The organism is Pantoea sp. Fr-CA_6 (assembly GCF_024520895.1).
In the GTDB taxonomy this organism is placed as follows: Bacteria; Pseudomonadota; Gammaproteobacteria; order Enterobacterales; family Enterobacteriaceae; genus Pantoea; species Pantoea agglomerans.
Genome location: NZ_JALNPO010000009.1, coordinates 173,808 through 189,451, shown reverse-complemented (window position 1 = coordinate 189,451; position 15,644 = coordinate 173,808). Strand labels below are relative to the sequence as shown.

Sequence of the window (15,644 nt, the reverse complement as noted above, 5' to 3'; positions counted from 1 at the left end):
CAAGTTAAGCGGTGCTCATCTGTAAAACGTCATAATGAATTTCATTATGTGTTCACTCGTGAGGCTTGATATTTTTTTACGTCCGGAGACGCTGATATCAATCCTGCGAGTGCCCACACAGATTGTCTGATAAATTGTTAAAGAGCAGTGCGAACAGTGCGTTAGCGTCCTGTCGCGAGGTGGCGTATATTACGCTTTCCTCCTGCAGAGTCAACCTCTTTCTCAGAAGTTTTTCTCCGGCGGCGCAGTCTCCTGTGCCTCTCAACCCGCTTCCCGTTGCCGGTGTTCCGTGTCGATGGAGGCGCATTATAGGGAGTTTCCGCGGGCTGACAAGCGTTTCTTTGAATTAATTTGCTGAGCGCATCTTTTTTAAACGAACGGCTTAAAAAGAGACGTTTCATGACGGAATAACGCACAAAAATCGCCATTAAACGTTGTAAAGAGACCTGCCGTTGCTTAATGCGGGTGCTATTATTTTGCTTCTTCTCGCAGGATAACCCCAGGAAGGATACTCAATGATAAAATCCGCGCGCAGCATGGCTGGTTTGCCATGGATAGCTGCCATGGCCTTTTTCATGCAGTCACTCGACGCCACCATACTGAATACTGCCCTGCCCGCTATCGCCACTAGCCTCGACCGTTCTCCTCTGGCCATGCAATCCGCCGTCATCAGTTACACCCTGACTGTCGCTATGTTGATTCCGGTCAGCGGCTGGCTCGCCGATCGCTACGGCACGCGCAAGGTATTTATCGTTGCCGTTTCGCTGTTCACCCTGGGCTCGCTGGCTTGTGCACTTTCTCCCACACTCCAGGTACTGGTCATCTCGCGCATCATACAGGGCGTCGGTGGCGCAATGATGATGCCGGTCGCGCGACTGGCGCTGTTACGCGCCTATCCGCGCAGTGAGCTGTTGCCGGTGCTCAACTTTGTCACCATGCCGGGATTAGTTGGCCCGATACTGGGGCCAATGCTGGGCGGCGTGCTGGTGACCTACGCGACCTGGCACTGGATTTTCCTGATTAATATCCCGATTGGCATTCTCGGCATTATCTACGCACGCAAATATATGCCGGACTTCACCACGCCGAAGCGCCGCTTCGACTTTTTCGGCTTCTTATTGTTCGGGGCTGGACTGGTGATGATCTCGATTGGGATTGAGCTGTTTGGCGAGCGGATTGTTTCCGCCTGGCTGGCGGGCGGGATATTACTCAGCGGGATTGTGCTTTTGCTTCTTTATATAGTGCATGCCCGAAATCACCCTTCGCCACTGATCAATCTGCCGATGTTTAAAACCCGGACGTTCTCAGTGGGCATCGGTGGCAACATCGCGTCACGTCTTGGCACCGGTTGTGTGCCCTTTTTGATGCCGCTCATGTTGCAGGTCGGCTTTGGCTATTCAGCGATTATCGCGGGCTGCATGATGGCACCTATCGCCATTGGTTCAATACTGGCGAAGTCGACGGTGACGCAACTGCTGCGCTGGCTGGGTTACCGCCGCCTGCTGGTTGGCATTACCGCCATTATTGGCATTCTGATCGCCAGCTTCTCTCTGCAGTCGCCCGCTGAAAGCATCATCGTACTATTACTTCCGCTGTTTATTCTCGGTATGGCCATGTCTACGCAGTTTACCGCCATGAATACCATCACCCTGGCCGATCTGAATGATGATAACGCCAGCGGTGGTAACAGCGTGCTGGCCGTGACTCAGCAGCTAGCGATCAGTTTTGGTGTGGCCGTCAGCGCCGCGGTGCTGCGCTTCTACCAGGAGTTTGAAACCAGCACCATTTCACAGTTCCATGCCACGTTTATGACCATGGGCGTGGTAACAGTACTGTCGGCGCTGACCTTTATGCTGCTGAAAAACGGCGATGGCCGTAATCTGATCAGTAATCGCGACAAAAAGAAAAAGCGCTAAACCGATCCACGCACCACCAGTTCCGGCGTCAGCACCAGCGTTTGCTGACTGGCGTCGGGATTGCTGAGACGATGGAGCAGGGTGTCTATCGCCAGTTCACCCAGCGCATCTTTCGGTTGATGAATGGTACTCAGTGGCGGAGTGAGATAGCGCGCCAGTTCGATATCGTCATATCCCATTACCGCCATCTGCTGCGGAACCTGCATGCCGGCCTGGTAAAGTGCGTGATAAACGCCCACCGCCATGGCATCGTTGCTGGTGAAAACCGCTTCCGGCGGCGTTTCCAGCGCCAGCAGTTCGACCATCCCGTTGTAGCCTCCCTGGAATTCAAAGTCACCATTCACCACATAGCCGGGCAGAATCGCCAGGCCACTCTTTGTCATGGCGTTGCGATAACCTTCCAGGCGCATACGAGCCGGGGTTTTATCCTGTGGACCGGCGATACAGGCGATGCGGGTATAACCACTGTCGATAAGATGCTGAGTCGCCAGCTCCCCGCCCAGCAGCGCGTTATCCTGAATAATGTCACCACGGCCTTCAAACGGCGCCCAGTCCATCATGACGGCAGGTATAGAGGGATAACGGTTCAGAATGTCGGCCGAGGGCAGGTGACTTTCCGTACACATGATCAATAAACCGTCGACGCGCTTCTGCATCAGCGTTTCCAGGCTGCGGTTCATCCGCTCTTCATCACCTGCCGTGTTACAGAGAATCAGGCTGTAGCCACGCTGATAGCAGCTCTCCTCCACACCCCGCACCACTTCGGCATAAAATGGGTTACTACTGGTGGTCAGAAGCATACCGATCGTGTGCGTCTGATTGATTTTCAGACTGCGCGCCAGCGCAGAGGGGGCGTAATTCAGATGGCGGATGGCCTGCTCAACTTTTTCGCGCACGCCTTCACTAACAAAGCGATTGTTATTGATAACGTGCGAGACAGTGGAGGTAGAGACGCCCGCCAGGCGAGCGACATCTTTCATGGTGCTCAAATGCTTAGCCCTGCTGCTGCAAAAATTCATCGATCTCCGCGCGCCACGGCACGGAGGGCTGCGCACCCGAGCGGGTAACGGCGATAGCAGCGGCGGCATGGGCAAACCGCACCGCGTCATACATCGTTTTCTGCTCCAGTCGCGCGGTAATAAAGGCGCCATTAAAGGTGTCGCCCGCCGCGATGGTGTCGATAGCTTTAACACTGAAGCCAGCAATACGCTGACCTTCTCCCTGCTCGCTCAGCCAGACACCGCGGCGACCCAGAGTAATCAGAACCGTGCCGATACCTTTCGCATGCAGTACTGCCGCAGCGCGGGCGGCATCTTCATCGTTGCTGACCGCAATGCCGGTCAGACTCTCGGCTTCGGTTTCATTCGGGGTAATAATGTCGATCAACGCCAGCAGTTCATCTGAGAGCTGAGTGGCGGGTGCAGGATTGAGAATAACCTGCGTCTGATGCTGTCGGGCAAGCGTCGCGGCGGCCAGCACACTTTCCAGCGGTGATTCCAGCTGCATTAATAGTGCATCGGCGTCGGCGATAACCTGCTGATGGCGCGTCACGCAGGCGGGTGTTAACGCCGCGTTTGCACCGGAGTAGATGCCGATGTTGTTCTCACCGTCACCATTGACGAAAATCATCGCCACGCCGGTTGACTCACCCTCGACCACTTCGACCGGCGTGGTATCAATATTGTCCTGGGCCAGTTGCTGACGAACACGTTCACCAATGTCGTCAGCGCCCACACAGGCGATAAATGCGATATCGGCACCAGCACGACCGGCGGCGACAGCCTGATTCGCACCCTTACCGCCAAACGCAATCTGATAATTCTGCCCGATCACCGTTTCACCGGGACGAGGAAAGTGCGCCAGATTAAGGATGTGGTCAGCGTTAATGCTGCCAAGAACGGCCAGTTTTGCGTTTTTGCTCATTAGGGGAGTCCGGAATAAGTGCGCCACCAGGAGGGTGGCGCAGTGCCCTGCTTTTCTTTGAGTTATTGAGTGACCAGCTTCAGGTCGACCGGGTTGATCGCCTTCACTTTTTCACCCTTCAGCACTTTATCAGCGGTATCTACGCCGATCATGCCAATTTTGTCTGGCATCTGTGCCACGGTCGCGGACAGTTTGCCACCTTCTACCGCTTTAACGCCATCAGCAGTACCGTCAAAACCAACGACGATCACACCAGTTTTACCGGCGGTCTGCAGCGCACGCAGTGCACCCAGCGCCATTTCGTCGTTCTGAGCGAATACGGCCTGAACGTCCGGGTGTGCCTGAAGCAGGTTCTGCATGACGTTCAGACCTTTGGTACGGTCAAAATCGGCTGGCTGGCTGGCGAGGATCTGGAATTTATGCGCATCAGCGGCCTGTTTGAAGCCTTCGCCACGCTCACGGGCGGCAGAAGTCCCGGCAATGCCCTGCAGTTCGATAATTTTGGCGTTTTCGCCGACTTTTTTGGCGATGAAGTCGCCGGCCATTTTACCGCCGAAACGGTTATCGGAGGCGACGTGGCTGACAACGGTGCCCTGTGCCGCAACGCGATCCAGCGTGATAACCGGGATGTTCGCCTGGTTAGCCATCTTCACCGCATTGCCCACAGCATCAGAGTCGGTTGGGTTGATCAGCAGCAATTTGGTGCCACGAACCGTCAGATCCTGCACGTTAGCCAGCTCTTTCGCCGGGTTGTTCTGTGAATCCAGCACCACCAGGTTGTAGCCCAGCTTGTCCGCTTCTTTCTGCGCACCCTCTTTCAGCGAAACAAAGAACGGGTTATTCAGGGTTGAAACCACCAGCGCGATAGTATCTTTGGCCATAGCGCTGGTACTGAGCGTTGCGCCAAGGATCACGGCCAGTGCGGTTAACTTTTTCATCATGTCATCCTGTGTAAGGTCAGAGTTATTTACTGCTTTTATTATCTACCAGCACCGCCAGCAGGATTACTACCGCCTTAACGATCATCTGGTAGTACGAAGAGACGCCCATCAGGTTCAGGCCGTTGTTCAGGAAGCCGAGGATCAGTGCGCCAATCAGGGTGCCGAAAATACGCCCTTTACCGCCTGCCAGGCTGGTTCCGCCCAGCACGACCGCAGCAATCGCATCCAGCTCATAGCCGGTACCCGCTGTCGGCTGTGCCGAAGAAAGACGCGCCACTTCAATGGTGCCTGCCAGCGCCGCCAGCATGCCACTCAGTGAATAGACGATGATTTTGACGCGATTCACATTGATGCCGGAGAGACGCGTTGCCGCTTCATTACCGCCAAGCGCATAGATATAGCGACCCAGACGGGTGTGCTGCAGCATGTACCAGGCAGCAATAAAGACCAGCGCCATCAGCCAGACCGGCGCAGGGATACCCAGCGGACGACCAATACCAAACCAGCCCAGCAGATCGGCATTGGCATTAAAACCCGTGTTAACCGGACTGCCGTCGGTGTAGACCATGGTGACACCGCGCAGCAGCAGCATCATGACCAGCGTGGCGATAAACGCCTGCACTTTGCCGCGCGCCACAATGGTGCCGGTCAGGGCACCGATTGCCGCTCCCAGCGCCAGCGACGCCGCCACCGCGACCAGGGCATTGACCTCCATACCCACCAGCGATGCACCCACCGCGCCAGTCAGGGCCAGTAGCGATCCTACAGAGAGGTCGATACCAGAAGTCAGGATCACCAGCGTCATCCCGACCGCCATAATGGCGTTAACCGAGGTCTGCTGCAGAATGTTGAACAGGTTCGCCACGGTAAAGAAGTTCGGGCTCTGGCTGGCCACCACGGCGATCAGCACCATCAGCGCAATCAGCGACTTCTGTTCCAGTAGCCAGCTTTTGCTAAACCAGCGACGGCTGGCAGGTAAAGTTTGGGTCGTCATACCACTAAATCCTCGCTGTGTTGCTTGCCTACGGCGGCTGCCATCAGGCTCTCCTGAGTGGCTTCTTCTCGGGTAAATTCGCCGCTGATACGGCCTTCATGCATCACCAGAATCCGATCGCTCATGCCCAGCACTTCCGGCATTTCCGAGGAGACCAGAATGATGCTCAGCCCTTCGGCTTTAAACTGGTTAATCAGTTGATAGATCTCTTTCTTCGCGCCGACATCCACACCGCGTGTCGGTTCATCCAGAATCAGTACGTTAGGCCGGGTCATCAGCCCGCGGGCAATCGCCACTTTCTGCTGGTTGCCGCCCGAAAGCAGACCAATGGGCTGCTCCATTGAAGGCGTTTTAACGTTAAACAGCCGGATAAAGTCGCCCACGGCCAGCTGCTCTGCCGCATGTTTCAGCGTGCCGCTGCCGTGACTGAAATAGCCTAACGCTGTCAGCGACATGTTCTCTTTTACTGACATGCCCAGCACCAGGCCATCGCGCTTACGATCTTCGGAGATATAGACGATGCCGTTAGCCAGCCCATCCTGCGGTGAGCGCGTCACCACTTCCCGACCATTGAGCCACAGTGTGCCTTCGCGACGCGGCAGGGCGCCGTAAAGCACCTTCATCAGTTCGGTACGGCCCGCGCCCATCAAGCCAGACACGCCGAGGATTTCACCTTTGCGCAGGCTGAAACTGACGTTATCCACGCCCGGTCCGCTGACGTTTTCCACTTTCAGCCGCACCTCGCCTGGTGTCTGATCAATATGGGGATATTGATCTTCCAGCTTACGGCCGACCATCATCTCGATCAGGCTCTCTTCAGTCAGCTCGCTGACCGGGCGTTCAGCAATAAACTGACCGTCGCGGAACACCGTGACGTCATCGCAGATCTCAAAGATCTCTTTCATGCGATGCGAGATATAGACGATGCCGCAGCCCTGCGCTTTCAGTTCGTTGATCACCCGGAACAGCGACAGCGTTTCGGTATCAGTCAGCGCATCGGTCGGCTCATCCATGATGATCACCTGCGACTCAAAGCTCAGGACTTTGGCGATTTCGACCATCTGCTGATCGCCAATCGACAAATCCCCCACCAGCTTGTGGCTGTTGAAGCGCAGATTAAGCCGTTTAAGCAGCGCATCGGCTTCGGCATACATGCGCGGCCACTGGATACGGCCAAAACGGCTGACATATTCGCGGCCGAGAAAAATATTCTCCGCCACGGTTAATTGAGGGATCAGGTTCAGTTCCTGATGAATGATGCCAATACCCGCTTCCTGAGACGCTTTCGGCCCGCTGAAACGGGTCTCTTTGCCCAGCCAGCGCAGCGTACCGGCATCATATTGATAGATGCCGGTCAGCACTTTCATCATGGTGGACTTGCCTGCGCCGTTCTCGCCCACCAGCGCCATCACGCGTCCTGCCCGGACATTCAGCGACGCCCCCTTGAGGGCTTTCACACCCGGAAAAGATTTTTCAATGCCGTCGAGTTGCAGTAAAGGTTGCATAGCGGCCTCAGAAGGTCACACCGGCGCGGAGGATGACATTCGCAAACGGAGAGCACTCTCCGCTGCGAATGACCGCCTGACTACGCTGCGTTTGTTGTTTGAATTGTTCATGACTGGTGTAGCTGATGGTGATGATATTCCCCTGGTGCTGTTGCAAGGCTTCGAGCACGGCGACAAGCGCGCTATGAAGTTGCGGATTATGCTGCTTAATCTCTTCCGCGATCAGGGCGCTCTCTACCTGCATCTCCAGTGCGACAGCATTAACCACCTGCATAAAATCGGGCGTACCCGGCGTAAGCGCTAAATCGATGCGCTGCGGTCCGGCCGGAATCGGCAAGCCTGCATCAGCAATCGTCAGCGTATCCGTGTGTCCCAGGCGGGCAATCACATGAGAGAGTTCAGCGTTTAACAAGCGACCTTTTTTCATCTTTTCACTCCACAGCGAAACGTTTCGCTGTCAGGAGTGTATGAAAAGCCGCCATCAACTCAACCGGCAAAGAAGAAATCTGTGATCGCTATCGAAACGTTTCGCTCACGCGGGGAGAAATTTGTATTAAGTCGGGGGAGGGGCAGAAAAAAGGGCCGCGAACGCGGCCCCGGAGGAGAGGATTAAGGCAGTTTCTTAACCTGCTTAACGTCCATCTCAATGCTGTTGAAATCTTTATCCAGTTCACCCGTCAGCTCGACGTTGTCTTTAGGTGAGATAGTCTGGCCGTTCCAGTGCTTGTGGTCGATTTCGACTTTCATGGTGCCGGTCTGGTCGCGGAACAGATAATCTTCGTTGCCGATCTGTTTCTCCAGCTTACCGCGCACGGTGACCCAGCTGTCATCTTTCATCTCTTCAGCCTGCTTTACGGTCACCACACTGGTGTGATCGGCACTGAAACCACCCTGACCGGCTGCTGCCTGCGTCTGTGCGGCTGGCGCACTGGGATCAACAAATCCACCCTGCTGTGCAGCGAAAACCGGGGCGGAAGCCAGCATTACGACGGCCAGAATTGCAGCGTGCTTTTTCATTTTGTCACCTCTTTTCCATGATGTGGTTCGTCTTGTTGAGCTTAGTTGACCATAAAGTTCTTAACAGCTTCTTAAGAGGCAAAAATAAGCTATTTTCGCCGAAATCAGCTGTACAAGCAGGAAGTTGCTTCGTATAAAGCGCTATCGGAACAGGGAGACGTGATGCGTATTTTACTGATTGAAGATGATCGTTTAATTGGCGACGGTATCAAGGCGGGGCTGAGTAAACTGGGCTTCAGCGTTGACTGGTTTACCTCTGGTGAGGCGGGCTTTAACGCGCTGGAGGCCGCGCCCTGGGATGCGGTGATCCTGGATCTCTCACTGCCCGAGCGGGATGGGCTCGATATTCTGCGGCAGTGGCGACAGCAGGGCAAAGATGTACCGGTACTGATACTGACCGCACGCGATGCGCTCGATCAGCGGGTCGAAGGCCTGCAACTGGGAGCCGACGACTATCTGTGTAAACCCTTTGCCTTAACCGAAGTGGCTGCTCGCTTACAGGCGCTGATCCGCCGCCGTCATGGCCAGCTGCAGCCCGAACTCCGGCACGGTAATGTGGTGCTGATCCCCGGCAGCCATAGTGTGATGCGCGAAGGTGAGGCGATTGCGCTGAAAAGCCGTGAACTGGCGCTGCTGGAACTGTTTATGCGAAACCCGGGCCGGGTGCTGACACGCAGCCAGCTGGAAGAGAAGCTCTACAACTGGGACGCCGATGTCTCCAGCAATGCGGTAGAGGTTCACATTCATCATCTGCGTAAAAAACTGGGCAGCCAGTTTATCCGCACGCTGCACGGCGTCGGTTATACCCTGGGAGCGGCTGAATGCGATCAATGAGCCTGTTTCTGCGGCTGGGTATCGGTTTTGTGCTGCTGCTCGGGATCTGCTGGGCCAGCGCCAGCCTGAGTGCCTGGCATCAGACACGTGAAACCCTTGATGAGCTCTTCGATACCCAGCAGATGCTGCTGGCAAAGCGTCTGCTGACGCTGGATTTCTCCTCGCTGGACAACGCCACTCTGCCTAAAACCAAAGAGATACTGCGCCACCATCGCGGCGATCAGGATGACGACGCCCTGGCCTTTGCCGTCTTCACGCGTGACGGCCGGCAGGTGATGAATGATGGTGACAATGGCCGCTACCTGCCGTTTGAGGCGGAGTATCAGGGATTTCATGAGGGCCAGCTCACCAATGATGACGATCGCTGGCGGTTTGTCTGGCTGACTACGCCCGACCAGCAGTTCCGGGTGGTGGTGGGTCAGGAGTCCGAATACCGTGACGACATGACGCGGGATCTGATGAAAGCCAGCATGCTGCCCTGGCTGATCGCGCTGCCCTTTATGTTGCTGCTGCTGATCGGTCTGGTCTGGTCTGAACTGCGCCCCCTGAAGACGCTGGCACAGCAGCTGGCGCAGCGCGCACCCGATGATGATACGCCGCTGCAGGCAGACCGCGTGCCGAAAGAGGTGCAACCGCTGATGGTCGCGCTCAATGGTCTGTTCAGCCGCATCAGCGCAATGATGCAGCGTGAACGGCGCTTTACCTCTGATGCCGCACATGAGCTGCGCAGTCCGCTGGCGGCGCTGCAGGTGCAAAGCGAGGTGATCCAGCTGACTGCGGATGATGAAGTGATGCGAAGCCATGCGCTACAGCAACTGGATGCCGGCATTATCCGCGCAACCCGGCTGGTGGATCAGCTGCTGACGCTCTCACGGGTTGAAGCTGATGATGCACGCAGCGCCTTCGAAACGGTGGCGCTGAAACGCACGGTCCAGGAGACGCTGGCTGCACAGCTGCCGCTGGCGGATAAAACGGGTGTCACGCTGCGGCTGCATGCTGACGCCGATCCGCAGATTCAGGGGCATCCGCTGTTACTGTCACTGCTGGTGCGTAATCTGCTGGATAATGCCATTCGCTATACGCCAGCGGGCAGCGAAGTTGATGTGCGGCTTCAGGCGAATAGCCTGTCGGTAGAGGATAACGGCGAAGGTCTGAGTGCAGCCGATCTGCAACGGCTTGGTGAACGTTTCTGGCGACCGCCAGGTCAGGAGAAAAGCGGAAGCGGGCTGGGATTATCGATAGTCCGCAATATCGCCCAGTTGCACGGGATGCAGGTCAGCTTCAGCCAGCGCTCGGGCGGCGGATTATGCGTTATGCTGCGCTGGTCAGCGCCCGCCCCGTAAGGCGGGCGCTGCAGATTAAATCTCGACCTGGGTGCCCAGCTCAATCACCCGGTTTGGCGGGATCTCAAACTGGTCTGGCGCACGGAGCGCATTGCGCTGCAGCGCCAGGAAGAGTTTGCCACGCAGGCGCAGATACCACGGCCGTTTGCCGATAATCAGCGACTCATGCGACATGAAGAACGATGTCTCCATCATGCGGCAGTTGAGCCCTTCCAGCCCGCAGCGGTGGAAAATCTCCTCGACGTTTGGCGTTTCGCGCCAGCCGTAGCTGGCCACCACCCGCCAGAAGGTGGGCGACAGCTGCTCAATCGTCACGCGACGCACGTTGTGCACGTAAGGCGCATCTTCTGTCCGCAACGTCAGCAGCACCACCCGCTCATGCAACACTTTGTTGTGTTTGAGGTTATGCAGCATGGCAAACGGAATCACATTCAGCGCACGCGACATATAGACCGCCGTACCCGGCACGCGAACCGGCGGCGATTTCTCCAGTGACGCGATCATCGCCTCCAGGGAGTTGCCATGCTCGTGCATGCGGCGCAGCAGGCGGAAACGTTCGCTTTTCCACGTCGTCATAATGATAAACATCACCAGGCCGAGACAGAGCGGCAGCCAGCCACCGGAGAAGATTTTCACCAGGTTGGCGGTAAACAGCGGCACATCGATACAGAGCATCAGTACCAGGATGACGGCAACCGCCAGCTTATTCCAGTGCCAGTTTTTAACCGCCACGGTACAGGAGAGCATCGCGGTCAGCACCATGGTGCCGGTGACGGCGATACCGTAGGCCGCAGCCAGATTACTTGAATGCTCAAAGCTGATAATCACAATCAGCACGGCGAAGTAGAGTACCCAGTTAATCACCGGAATATAGATCTGGCCCGATTCGCGCTCAGAGGTGTGGATGATACGCATCCCCGGCAGATAACCCAGTCGCACCGCCTGACGCGTCAGCGAGAAGACGCCGGAGATCACCGCCTGCGAGGCAATCACCGTGGCCAGCGTCGCCAGAATCAGCATCGGGATCAGCGCCCAGTCCGGCGCCAGCAGGAAGAAGGGGTTTTTAATCGCTTTGGGATCGCTGAGTAACAGCGCGCCCTGACCAAAGTAGTTCAGGACCAGCGACGGCAGCACCACCGAGAACCAGGCCAGTCGGATCGGCACTTTACCGAAGTGACCCATATCGGCATACAGCGCTTCAACCCCGGTAATCGCCAGTACCACCGCGCCAAGCGCGAAGAATGAGACAGATTTATAGTGCAGGAAGAACTCGACCGCATAGGCGGGATTCAGCGCATGCAGCACTTCCGGGTTTTTCATGATGCCGCTGACCCCCAGGATCGCCAGCACCAGGAACCACACCAGCATCACCGGCGCGAAGAGTTTGCCCACCATGCCGGTGCCATGTTTCTGAATCGCAAACAGCAGCGTCAGCACCGCAATCGACATCGGCACAATAAAGGGATCCAGCGACGGCGCGGCAATCTCCAGACCTTCAATGGCTGACATCACCGAAATGGCCGGCGTGATCACCACTTCCCCATAGAAGAAGCTGCCGCCAATCAGGCCCATGATCACCAGCACTGCCGTGGCGCGTGCACCCGTATGGCGGCCCGCCAGCGACATCAGTGTCAGAATACCGCCTTCACCGGCATTGTCGGCGCGCATCACATAACTGATGTACTTCAGTGATACCACCAGCACCAGCAGCCAGAAAATCAGCGACAAAAAGCCAAACACCGCTTCCCGCTCAACGCCGAAGCCGAACTGTCCGGAGAGACATTCACGCAAGGTATACAGCGGACTGGTGCCGATATCCCCGTAAACAACACCAATAGCGGCCAGCGTTAATCCGCGAAGTGACTGCTTATTATCCGAGCTCATAGAGTTATCTTTTGTTGGAGTCTAAGAGGCGCAACAACCCCTCGCTCAGGCCATCAAAAAGCGCACAGTATGCACGGTTTGCCGAAAATTCCTATACCCGCTTCGCCTGTCTGCCAGGGTAACGGGGTGGTTTCAGGCATTAAAGCGTTAATCAGCGCCGCTTTCAAAGCAGGCAAACCTTATGAAACAAAAAAGCTGACAGCTATCAACGCTTTCACGCATGATGATCTATAGAGTAAGGCGCTTGCTGAAGCGCGGCGGCCCGACGATCGTAAGGACATTGAAGTGATTATGGCTCAACCCCATCTTTTGGCAGAAAGAATTTCTCGCCTTAGCAATGCGTTAGAAAAAGGATTGTATGAGCGACATCATGCCATCCGCCTTTGCCTGCTGGCAGCGCTGAGCGGTGAAAGCGTATTCCTGCTGGGACCGCCCGGCATCGCCAAGAGCCTGATTGCCCGCCGCCTGAAATATGCCTTTCAGCACGCCCGCGCCTTTGAATATCTGATGACCCGTTTCTCCACACCGGAAGAGGTGTTTGGCCCGCTATCTATTCAGGCACTGAAGGATGAAGGGCGCTATCAGCGCCTTACTAAAGGTTATCTGCCCGACGCGGAGATTGTTTTTCTGGATGAGATCTGGAAAGCCGGCCCGGCGATTCTGAATACCCTGCTGACCGCTATCAACGAACGCCGCTTCCGCAATGGCGACAGCGAAGAGGCCATTCCGATGCGTCTGCTGGTCACCGCCTCTAATGAAATGCCGGAAGCGGACAGCGGCCTTGAAGCGCTCTATGACCGGATGCTAATCCGCCTGTGGCTGGATAATGTGCATGAGAAGCAGAACTTTCGCAGCATGCTGACCCATCAGCAGGATGAGCACACCAATCCGGTCGCGGAATCCCTGCGCATCAGTGATGAGGAGTATGCGCAGTGGCAGCTCGGCATCAGTCAGGTCAGCCTCCCGGATGCGGTGTTCGAGCTGATTTATCAGCTGCGCCAGCAACTGGAAAGCCAGCCCGCTGCGCCCTATATTTCCGATCGTCGCTGGAAAAAAGCTATTCATCTGCTGCAGGCCAGCGCCTTTTACAGTGGCCGCAGCGCCATTGCGCCGATAGACCTGATCCTGCTGAAAGATTGCCTCTGGCACGACGTCGCGTCCATGCAGCTGCTGGAGCGCGAAATCGATCAGCTGATGACACAGCACGCCTGGCAGCAGCAGCCGATGCTGCTGAAACTGCATCAGATAAAAGCGCGTCGCATGGCTCTGCAGCAGCAACAGAGCATCGCACAGGCGATCACCCTGGAAAAACACAGTGGGATGTTCAGTCGCAAACCCCATTACGATCTGCCGGAAAGCTTCACTGATGAGCAACTGACGCTGATGCTGCAAAAGCCACTGATGCTGCATGACATGCAGGTAACACATCTGGTTATCGCGCGTGATGCACTGAATCAGTGGCTGCAGAAAGGGGGCGAGGTTCGCGGCAAGCTCAATGGAATTGGCTTTGCGCAGAGTCTGGATTTACAGGTGGATGCGCAGCACTGCCTGGCTATCCGTGATGTCAGCCTGCAATCGTCGCGTCTGACACTGCCTGGCGTCAGCAATAGCGAGCCGCTGCCCGGTGAGATCACCGAAGCGCTGGATGCACTGGAGAGTGAACTGCGGTCGCAGCGTCATCTGTTCAGCCAGCATCAGCGCTGCCTGTTTATCAGTGATGACTGGCTGGCGCGCGTTGAAACCAGCCTGCAGGATGTGGCGGAACAGTTGAAACAGGCGCGTAAATGATCCCACTGGAGACGCTCAGCACACTGCTCTCCGTGGGTGAAACCGAACTGATTGAAGAGCTGATTATTGCCCTGCTGGCGTCTCCACAGCTGGCGCTGTTTTTTGAAAAGTTTCCCGGGCTGAAAAAAGCGCTGTTGCGCGATGTGCCACGCTGGCGAGCGGAGATCAACGCTGAGCTCAAAGCCACGCCGGTTCCGGCCACGCTGGCCGAAGAGTTTCAGCTGTTCCAGCGGGTACAACTCCTCAGCGATCGTGAATTCAGCCACCAGCTGAATGCCACACTTCAGGCGCTTGAAAGCCTGCCTTCCCCTTTTCTGGATGAAGCCAACCGGCTGCTGCAGCACACCGATATCAGCCATCTCAGCAGCGCGCAGCACCAGCTTTTTCTACAGCGCTGGCGGCTGAGCCTGACCTTACAGACCCTGATGCTGAATCAGACGTTGCTGGAGCAGCAGCGCGAACGCCTGCTGGCGGAACTGCAGCAGCGTATGGCGCTGAGCGGTCAGCTGGCACCGATTCTTGGCGACGATGACGAAGCCGCCGCTGGCCGGCTGTGGGACATGAGCAAAGCGTCACTGCAGCCTGGCGACTATCAGCTGATGCTGCAATATGGCGACTTTCTGGCGCAGCAGCCGGAGCTGCTGAAACTGGCCCAGCAGCTGGGTCGCAGCCGCGAGGCAAAATCGGTGCCGTCGCAGGATGCCCCTATGGAGGCCTTTCACCATATGGTGCAGGAACCTGCGGCCGTGCCGGAGGAGGTCAGCGGCATTCACCAGAGCGATGACGTTCTGCGTCTGCTGCCGCCGGAGTTAGCTGCGCTGAGTATCAGTGAACTGGAGCTGGAGTTTTACCGGCGGCTGGTAGAGAAACGGCTGCTGACCTACAAGCTGCAGGGCGATGCCTGGCATGAAAAGGTCACGATGCGTCCGGCCAGCCACCAGCAGCATGAAGAGCAGCCACGCGGGCCTTTCATCGTCTGCGTCGATACCTCGGGTTCGATGGGTGGCTTCAATGAGCGCTGCGCCAAAGCGTTTTGTCTGGCGCTGCTGAAAGTCGCGCTGGCCGATCGCCGTCGCTGCTACATCATGCTGTTTGCGCATGAGGTGATCGGCTATGAACTGACCGGTGATGATGGGCTGGAACAGGCGATTCGCTTTCTCAGTCAGCGCTTTCGCGGCGGCACCGATCTGGCAGCCTGCCTCTCTTCCGTTGTAACCCGGATGGAAGGTGCACTGTGGCAGGAAGCCGATGCAGTGATCGTCTCCGATTTTATTGCCCAGCGTCTGCCGGAAGAGGTGATCGGGACCATTAAAACGCGTCAGCGAAATAATCAGCAACGTTTTCACGCCGTGGCTATGTCGGCCCACGGGAAACCAGGCATTCTGCGCATCTTCGACCATATCTGGCGTTTCGATACCGGCATGAAAAGCCGTCTGCTGCGTCACTGGCGGCGTTAAGTCATCGGGCAGAAATGCATATTTGCTATAGTAAATTACCGT

At 56.5% G+C, this 15,644-nt stretch carries 13 protein-coding genes; 5 read left to right on the top strand and 8 right to left on the bottom strand.

Annotation, left to right across the window (positions count from 1 at the left end):
- Nucleotides 1–515 precede the first annotated feature (515 nt).
- Complete coding sequence (mdtD, locus tag NR201_RS16720) at nucleotides 516–1,916, top strand: multidrug transporter subunit MdtD (protein WP_010258829.1); 1,401 nt, start codon at nucleotides 516–518, stop codon at nucleotides 1,914–1,916.
- Here the strand turns inward: mdtD and rbsR are convergent.
- The 7 genes from rbsR to NR201_RS16685 form a co-directional block, all read right to left on the bottom strand.
- A complete protein-coding gene (rbsR, locus tag NR201_RS16715) occupies nucleotides 1,913–2,896 on the bottom strand; it encodes a ribose operon transcriptional repressor RbsR (RefSeq protein WP_033759297.1) in 984 nt (327 codons plus the stop codon). The two genes, mdtD and rbsR, sit on opposite strands and share 4 nt — an antisense overlap.
- A gap of 13 nt (nucleotides 2,897–2,909) precedes the next feature.
- Complete coding sequence (gene rbsK / locus NR201_RS16710) at nucleotides 2,910–3,839, bottom strand: ribokinase (RefSeq protein WP_010258835.1); 930 nt, start codon at nucleotides 3,837–3,839, stop codon at nucleotides 2,910–2,912.
- 62 nt (nucleotides 3,840–3,901) lie between these two features.
- The gene (gene rbsB / locus NR201_RS16705; protein ID WP_010672181.1) at nucleotides 3,902–4,777 is read right to left on the bottom strand and encodes a ribose ABC transporter substrate-binding protein RbsB; all 876 of its coding nucleotides are present in this window, start codon (nucleotides 4,775–4,777) and stop codon (nucleotides 3,902–3,904) included.
- Between the two features lie 25 nt (nucleotides 4,778–4,802).
- Nucleotides 4,803–5,774 (bottom strand): ribose ABC transporter permease, encoded by a 972-nt coding sequence (gene rbsC / locus NR201_RS16700; protein ID WP_010258841.1) that lies wholly within the window; start codon nucleotides 5,772–5,774, stop codon nucleotides 4,803–4,805.
- Nucleotides 5,771–7,279 (bottom strand): ribose ABC transporter ATP-binding protein RbsA, encoded by a 1,509-nt coding sequence (gene rbsA, locus NR201_RS16695; protein WP_256849985.1) that lies wholly within the window; start codon nucleotides 7,277–7,279, stop codon nucleotides 5,771–5,773. The genes rbsC and rbsA overlap by 4 nt, the downstream gene beginning before the upstream one ends.
- A gap of 7 nt (nucleotides 7,280–7,286) precedes the next feature.
- On the bottom strand, nucleotides 7,287–7,706 hold the full coding sequence (gene rbsD, locus NR201_RS16690) for a D-ribose pyranase (RefSeq protein ID WP_256849984.1): 420 nt from the start codon (nucleotides 7,704–7,706) through the stop codon (nucleotides 7,287–7,289).
- Nucleotides 7,707–7,888: 182 nt separating this feature from the next.
- The gene (locus NR201_RS16685; protein WP_010258845.1) at nucleotides 7,889–8,296 is read right to left on the bottom strand and encodes a YgiW/YdeI family stress tolerance OB fold protein; all 408 of its coding nucleotides are present in this window, start codon (nucleotides 8,294–8,296) and stop codon (nucleotides 7,889–7,891) included.
- 162 nt (nucleotides 8,297–8,458) lie between these two features.
- Between NR201_RS16685 and qseB the strand changes: the two genes are divergently transcribed.
- Nucleotides 8,459–9,130, top strand: coding sequence for a quorum sensing response regulator transcription factor QseB (gene qseB / locus NR201_RS16680; protein WP_010258847.1), 672 nt, complete (start codon nucleotides 8,459–8,461; stop codon nucleotides 9,128–9,130).
- Nucleotides 9,118–10,473 (top strand): quorum sensing histidine kinase QseC, encoded by a 1,356-nt coding sequence (gene qseC / locus NR201_RS16675; RefSeq protein ID WP_081114160.1) that lies wholly within the window; start codon nucleotides 9,118–9,120, stop codon nucleotides 10,471–10,473. Before qseB ends, qseC begins: the two co-directional genes overlap by 13 nt.
- 15 nt (nucleotides 10,474–10,488) lie before the next feature.
- Here the strand turns inward: qseC and kup are convergent, their stop codons facing one another.
- Nucleotides 10,489–12,357, bottom strand: a complete 1,869-nt coding sequence (gene kup / locus NR201_RS16670) for a low affinity potassium transporter Kup (protein WP_010258849.1) — start codon at nucleotides 12,355–12,357, stop codon at nucleotides 10,489–10,491.
- A gap of 291 nt (nucleotides 12,358–12,648) precedes the next feature.
- Between kup and ravA the strand changes: the two genes are divergently transcribed.
- Nucleotides 12,649–14,145, top strand: a complete 1,497-nt coding sequence (ravA, locus tag NR201_RS16665) for an ATPase RavA (protein ID WP_010258850.1) — start codon at nucleotides 12,649–12,651, stop codon at nucleotides 14,143–14,145.
- A complete protein-coding gene (gene viaA / locus NR201_RS16660; protein ID WP_256849983.1) occupies nucleotides 14,142–15,602 on the top strand; it encodes an ATPase RavA stimulator ViaA in 1,461 nt (486 codons plus the stop codon). The genes ravA and viaA overlap by 4 nt, the downstream gene beginning before the upstream one ends.
- Nucleotides 15,603–15,644 lie beyond the last annotated feature (42 nt).

What these genes read in the sequence shown, in the direction of transcription:
- rbsR (WP_033759297.1), bottom strand. Translation starts at nt 2,896, where the DNA reads ATGAAAGATGTCGCTCGCCTGGCGGGCGTCTCTACCTCCACTGTCTCG.
- rbsA (WP_256849985.1), bottom strand. Translation starts at nt 7,279, where the DNA reads ATGCAACCTTTACTGCAACTCGACGGCATTGAAAAATCTTTTCCGGGT.
- ravA (WP_010258850.1), top strand. Translation starts at nt 12,649, where the DNA reads ATGGCTCAACCCCATCTTTTGGCAGAAAGAATTTCTCGCCTTAGCAAT.
- rbsD (WP_256849984.1), bottom strand. Translation starts at nt 7,706, where the DNA reads ATGAAAAAAGGTCGCTTGTTAAACGCTGAACTCTCTCATGTGATTGCC.
- rbsK (WP_010258835.1), bottom strand. Translation starts at nt 3,839, where the DNA reads ATGAGCAAAAACGCAAAACTGGCCGTTCTTGGCAGCATTAACGCTGAC.
- kup (WP_010258849.1), bottom strand. Translation starts at nt 12,357, where the DNA reads ATGAGCTCGGATAATAAGCAGTCACTTCGCGGATTAACGCTGGCCGCT.
- rbsB (WP_010672181.1), bottom strand. Translation starts at nt 4,777, where the DNA reads ATGAAAAAGTTAACCGCACTGGCCGTGATCCTTGGCGCAACGCTCAGT.
- qseB (WP_010258847.1), top strand. Translation starts at nt 8,459, where the DNA reads ATGCGTATTTTACTGATTGAAGATGATCGTTTAATTGGCGACGGTATC.
- mdtD (WP_010258829.1), top strand. Translation starts at nt 516, where the DNA reads ATGATAAAATCCGCGCGCAGCATGGCTGGTTTGCCATGGATAGCTGCC.
- rbsC (WP_010258841.1), bottom strand. Translation starts at nt 5,774, where the DNA reads ATGACGACCCAAACTTTACCTGCCAGCCGTCGCTGGTTTAGCAAAAGC.
- viaA (WP_256849983.1), top strand. Translation starts at nt 14,142, where the DNA reads ATGATCCCACTGGAGACGCTCAGCACACTGCTCTCCGTGGGTGAAACC.
- NR201_RS16685 (WP_010258845.1), bottom strand. Translation starts at nt 8,296, where the DNA reads ATGAAAAAGCACGCTGCAATTCTGGCCGTCGTAATGCTGGCTTCCGCC.
- qseC (WP_081114160.1), top strand. Translation starts at nt 9,118, where the DNA reads ATGCGATCAATGAGCCTGTTTCTGCGGCTGGGTATCGGTTTTGTGCTG.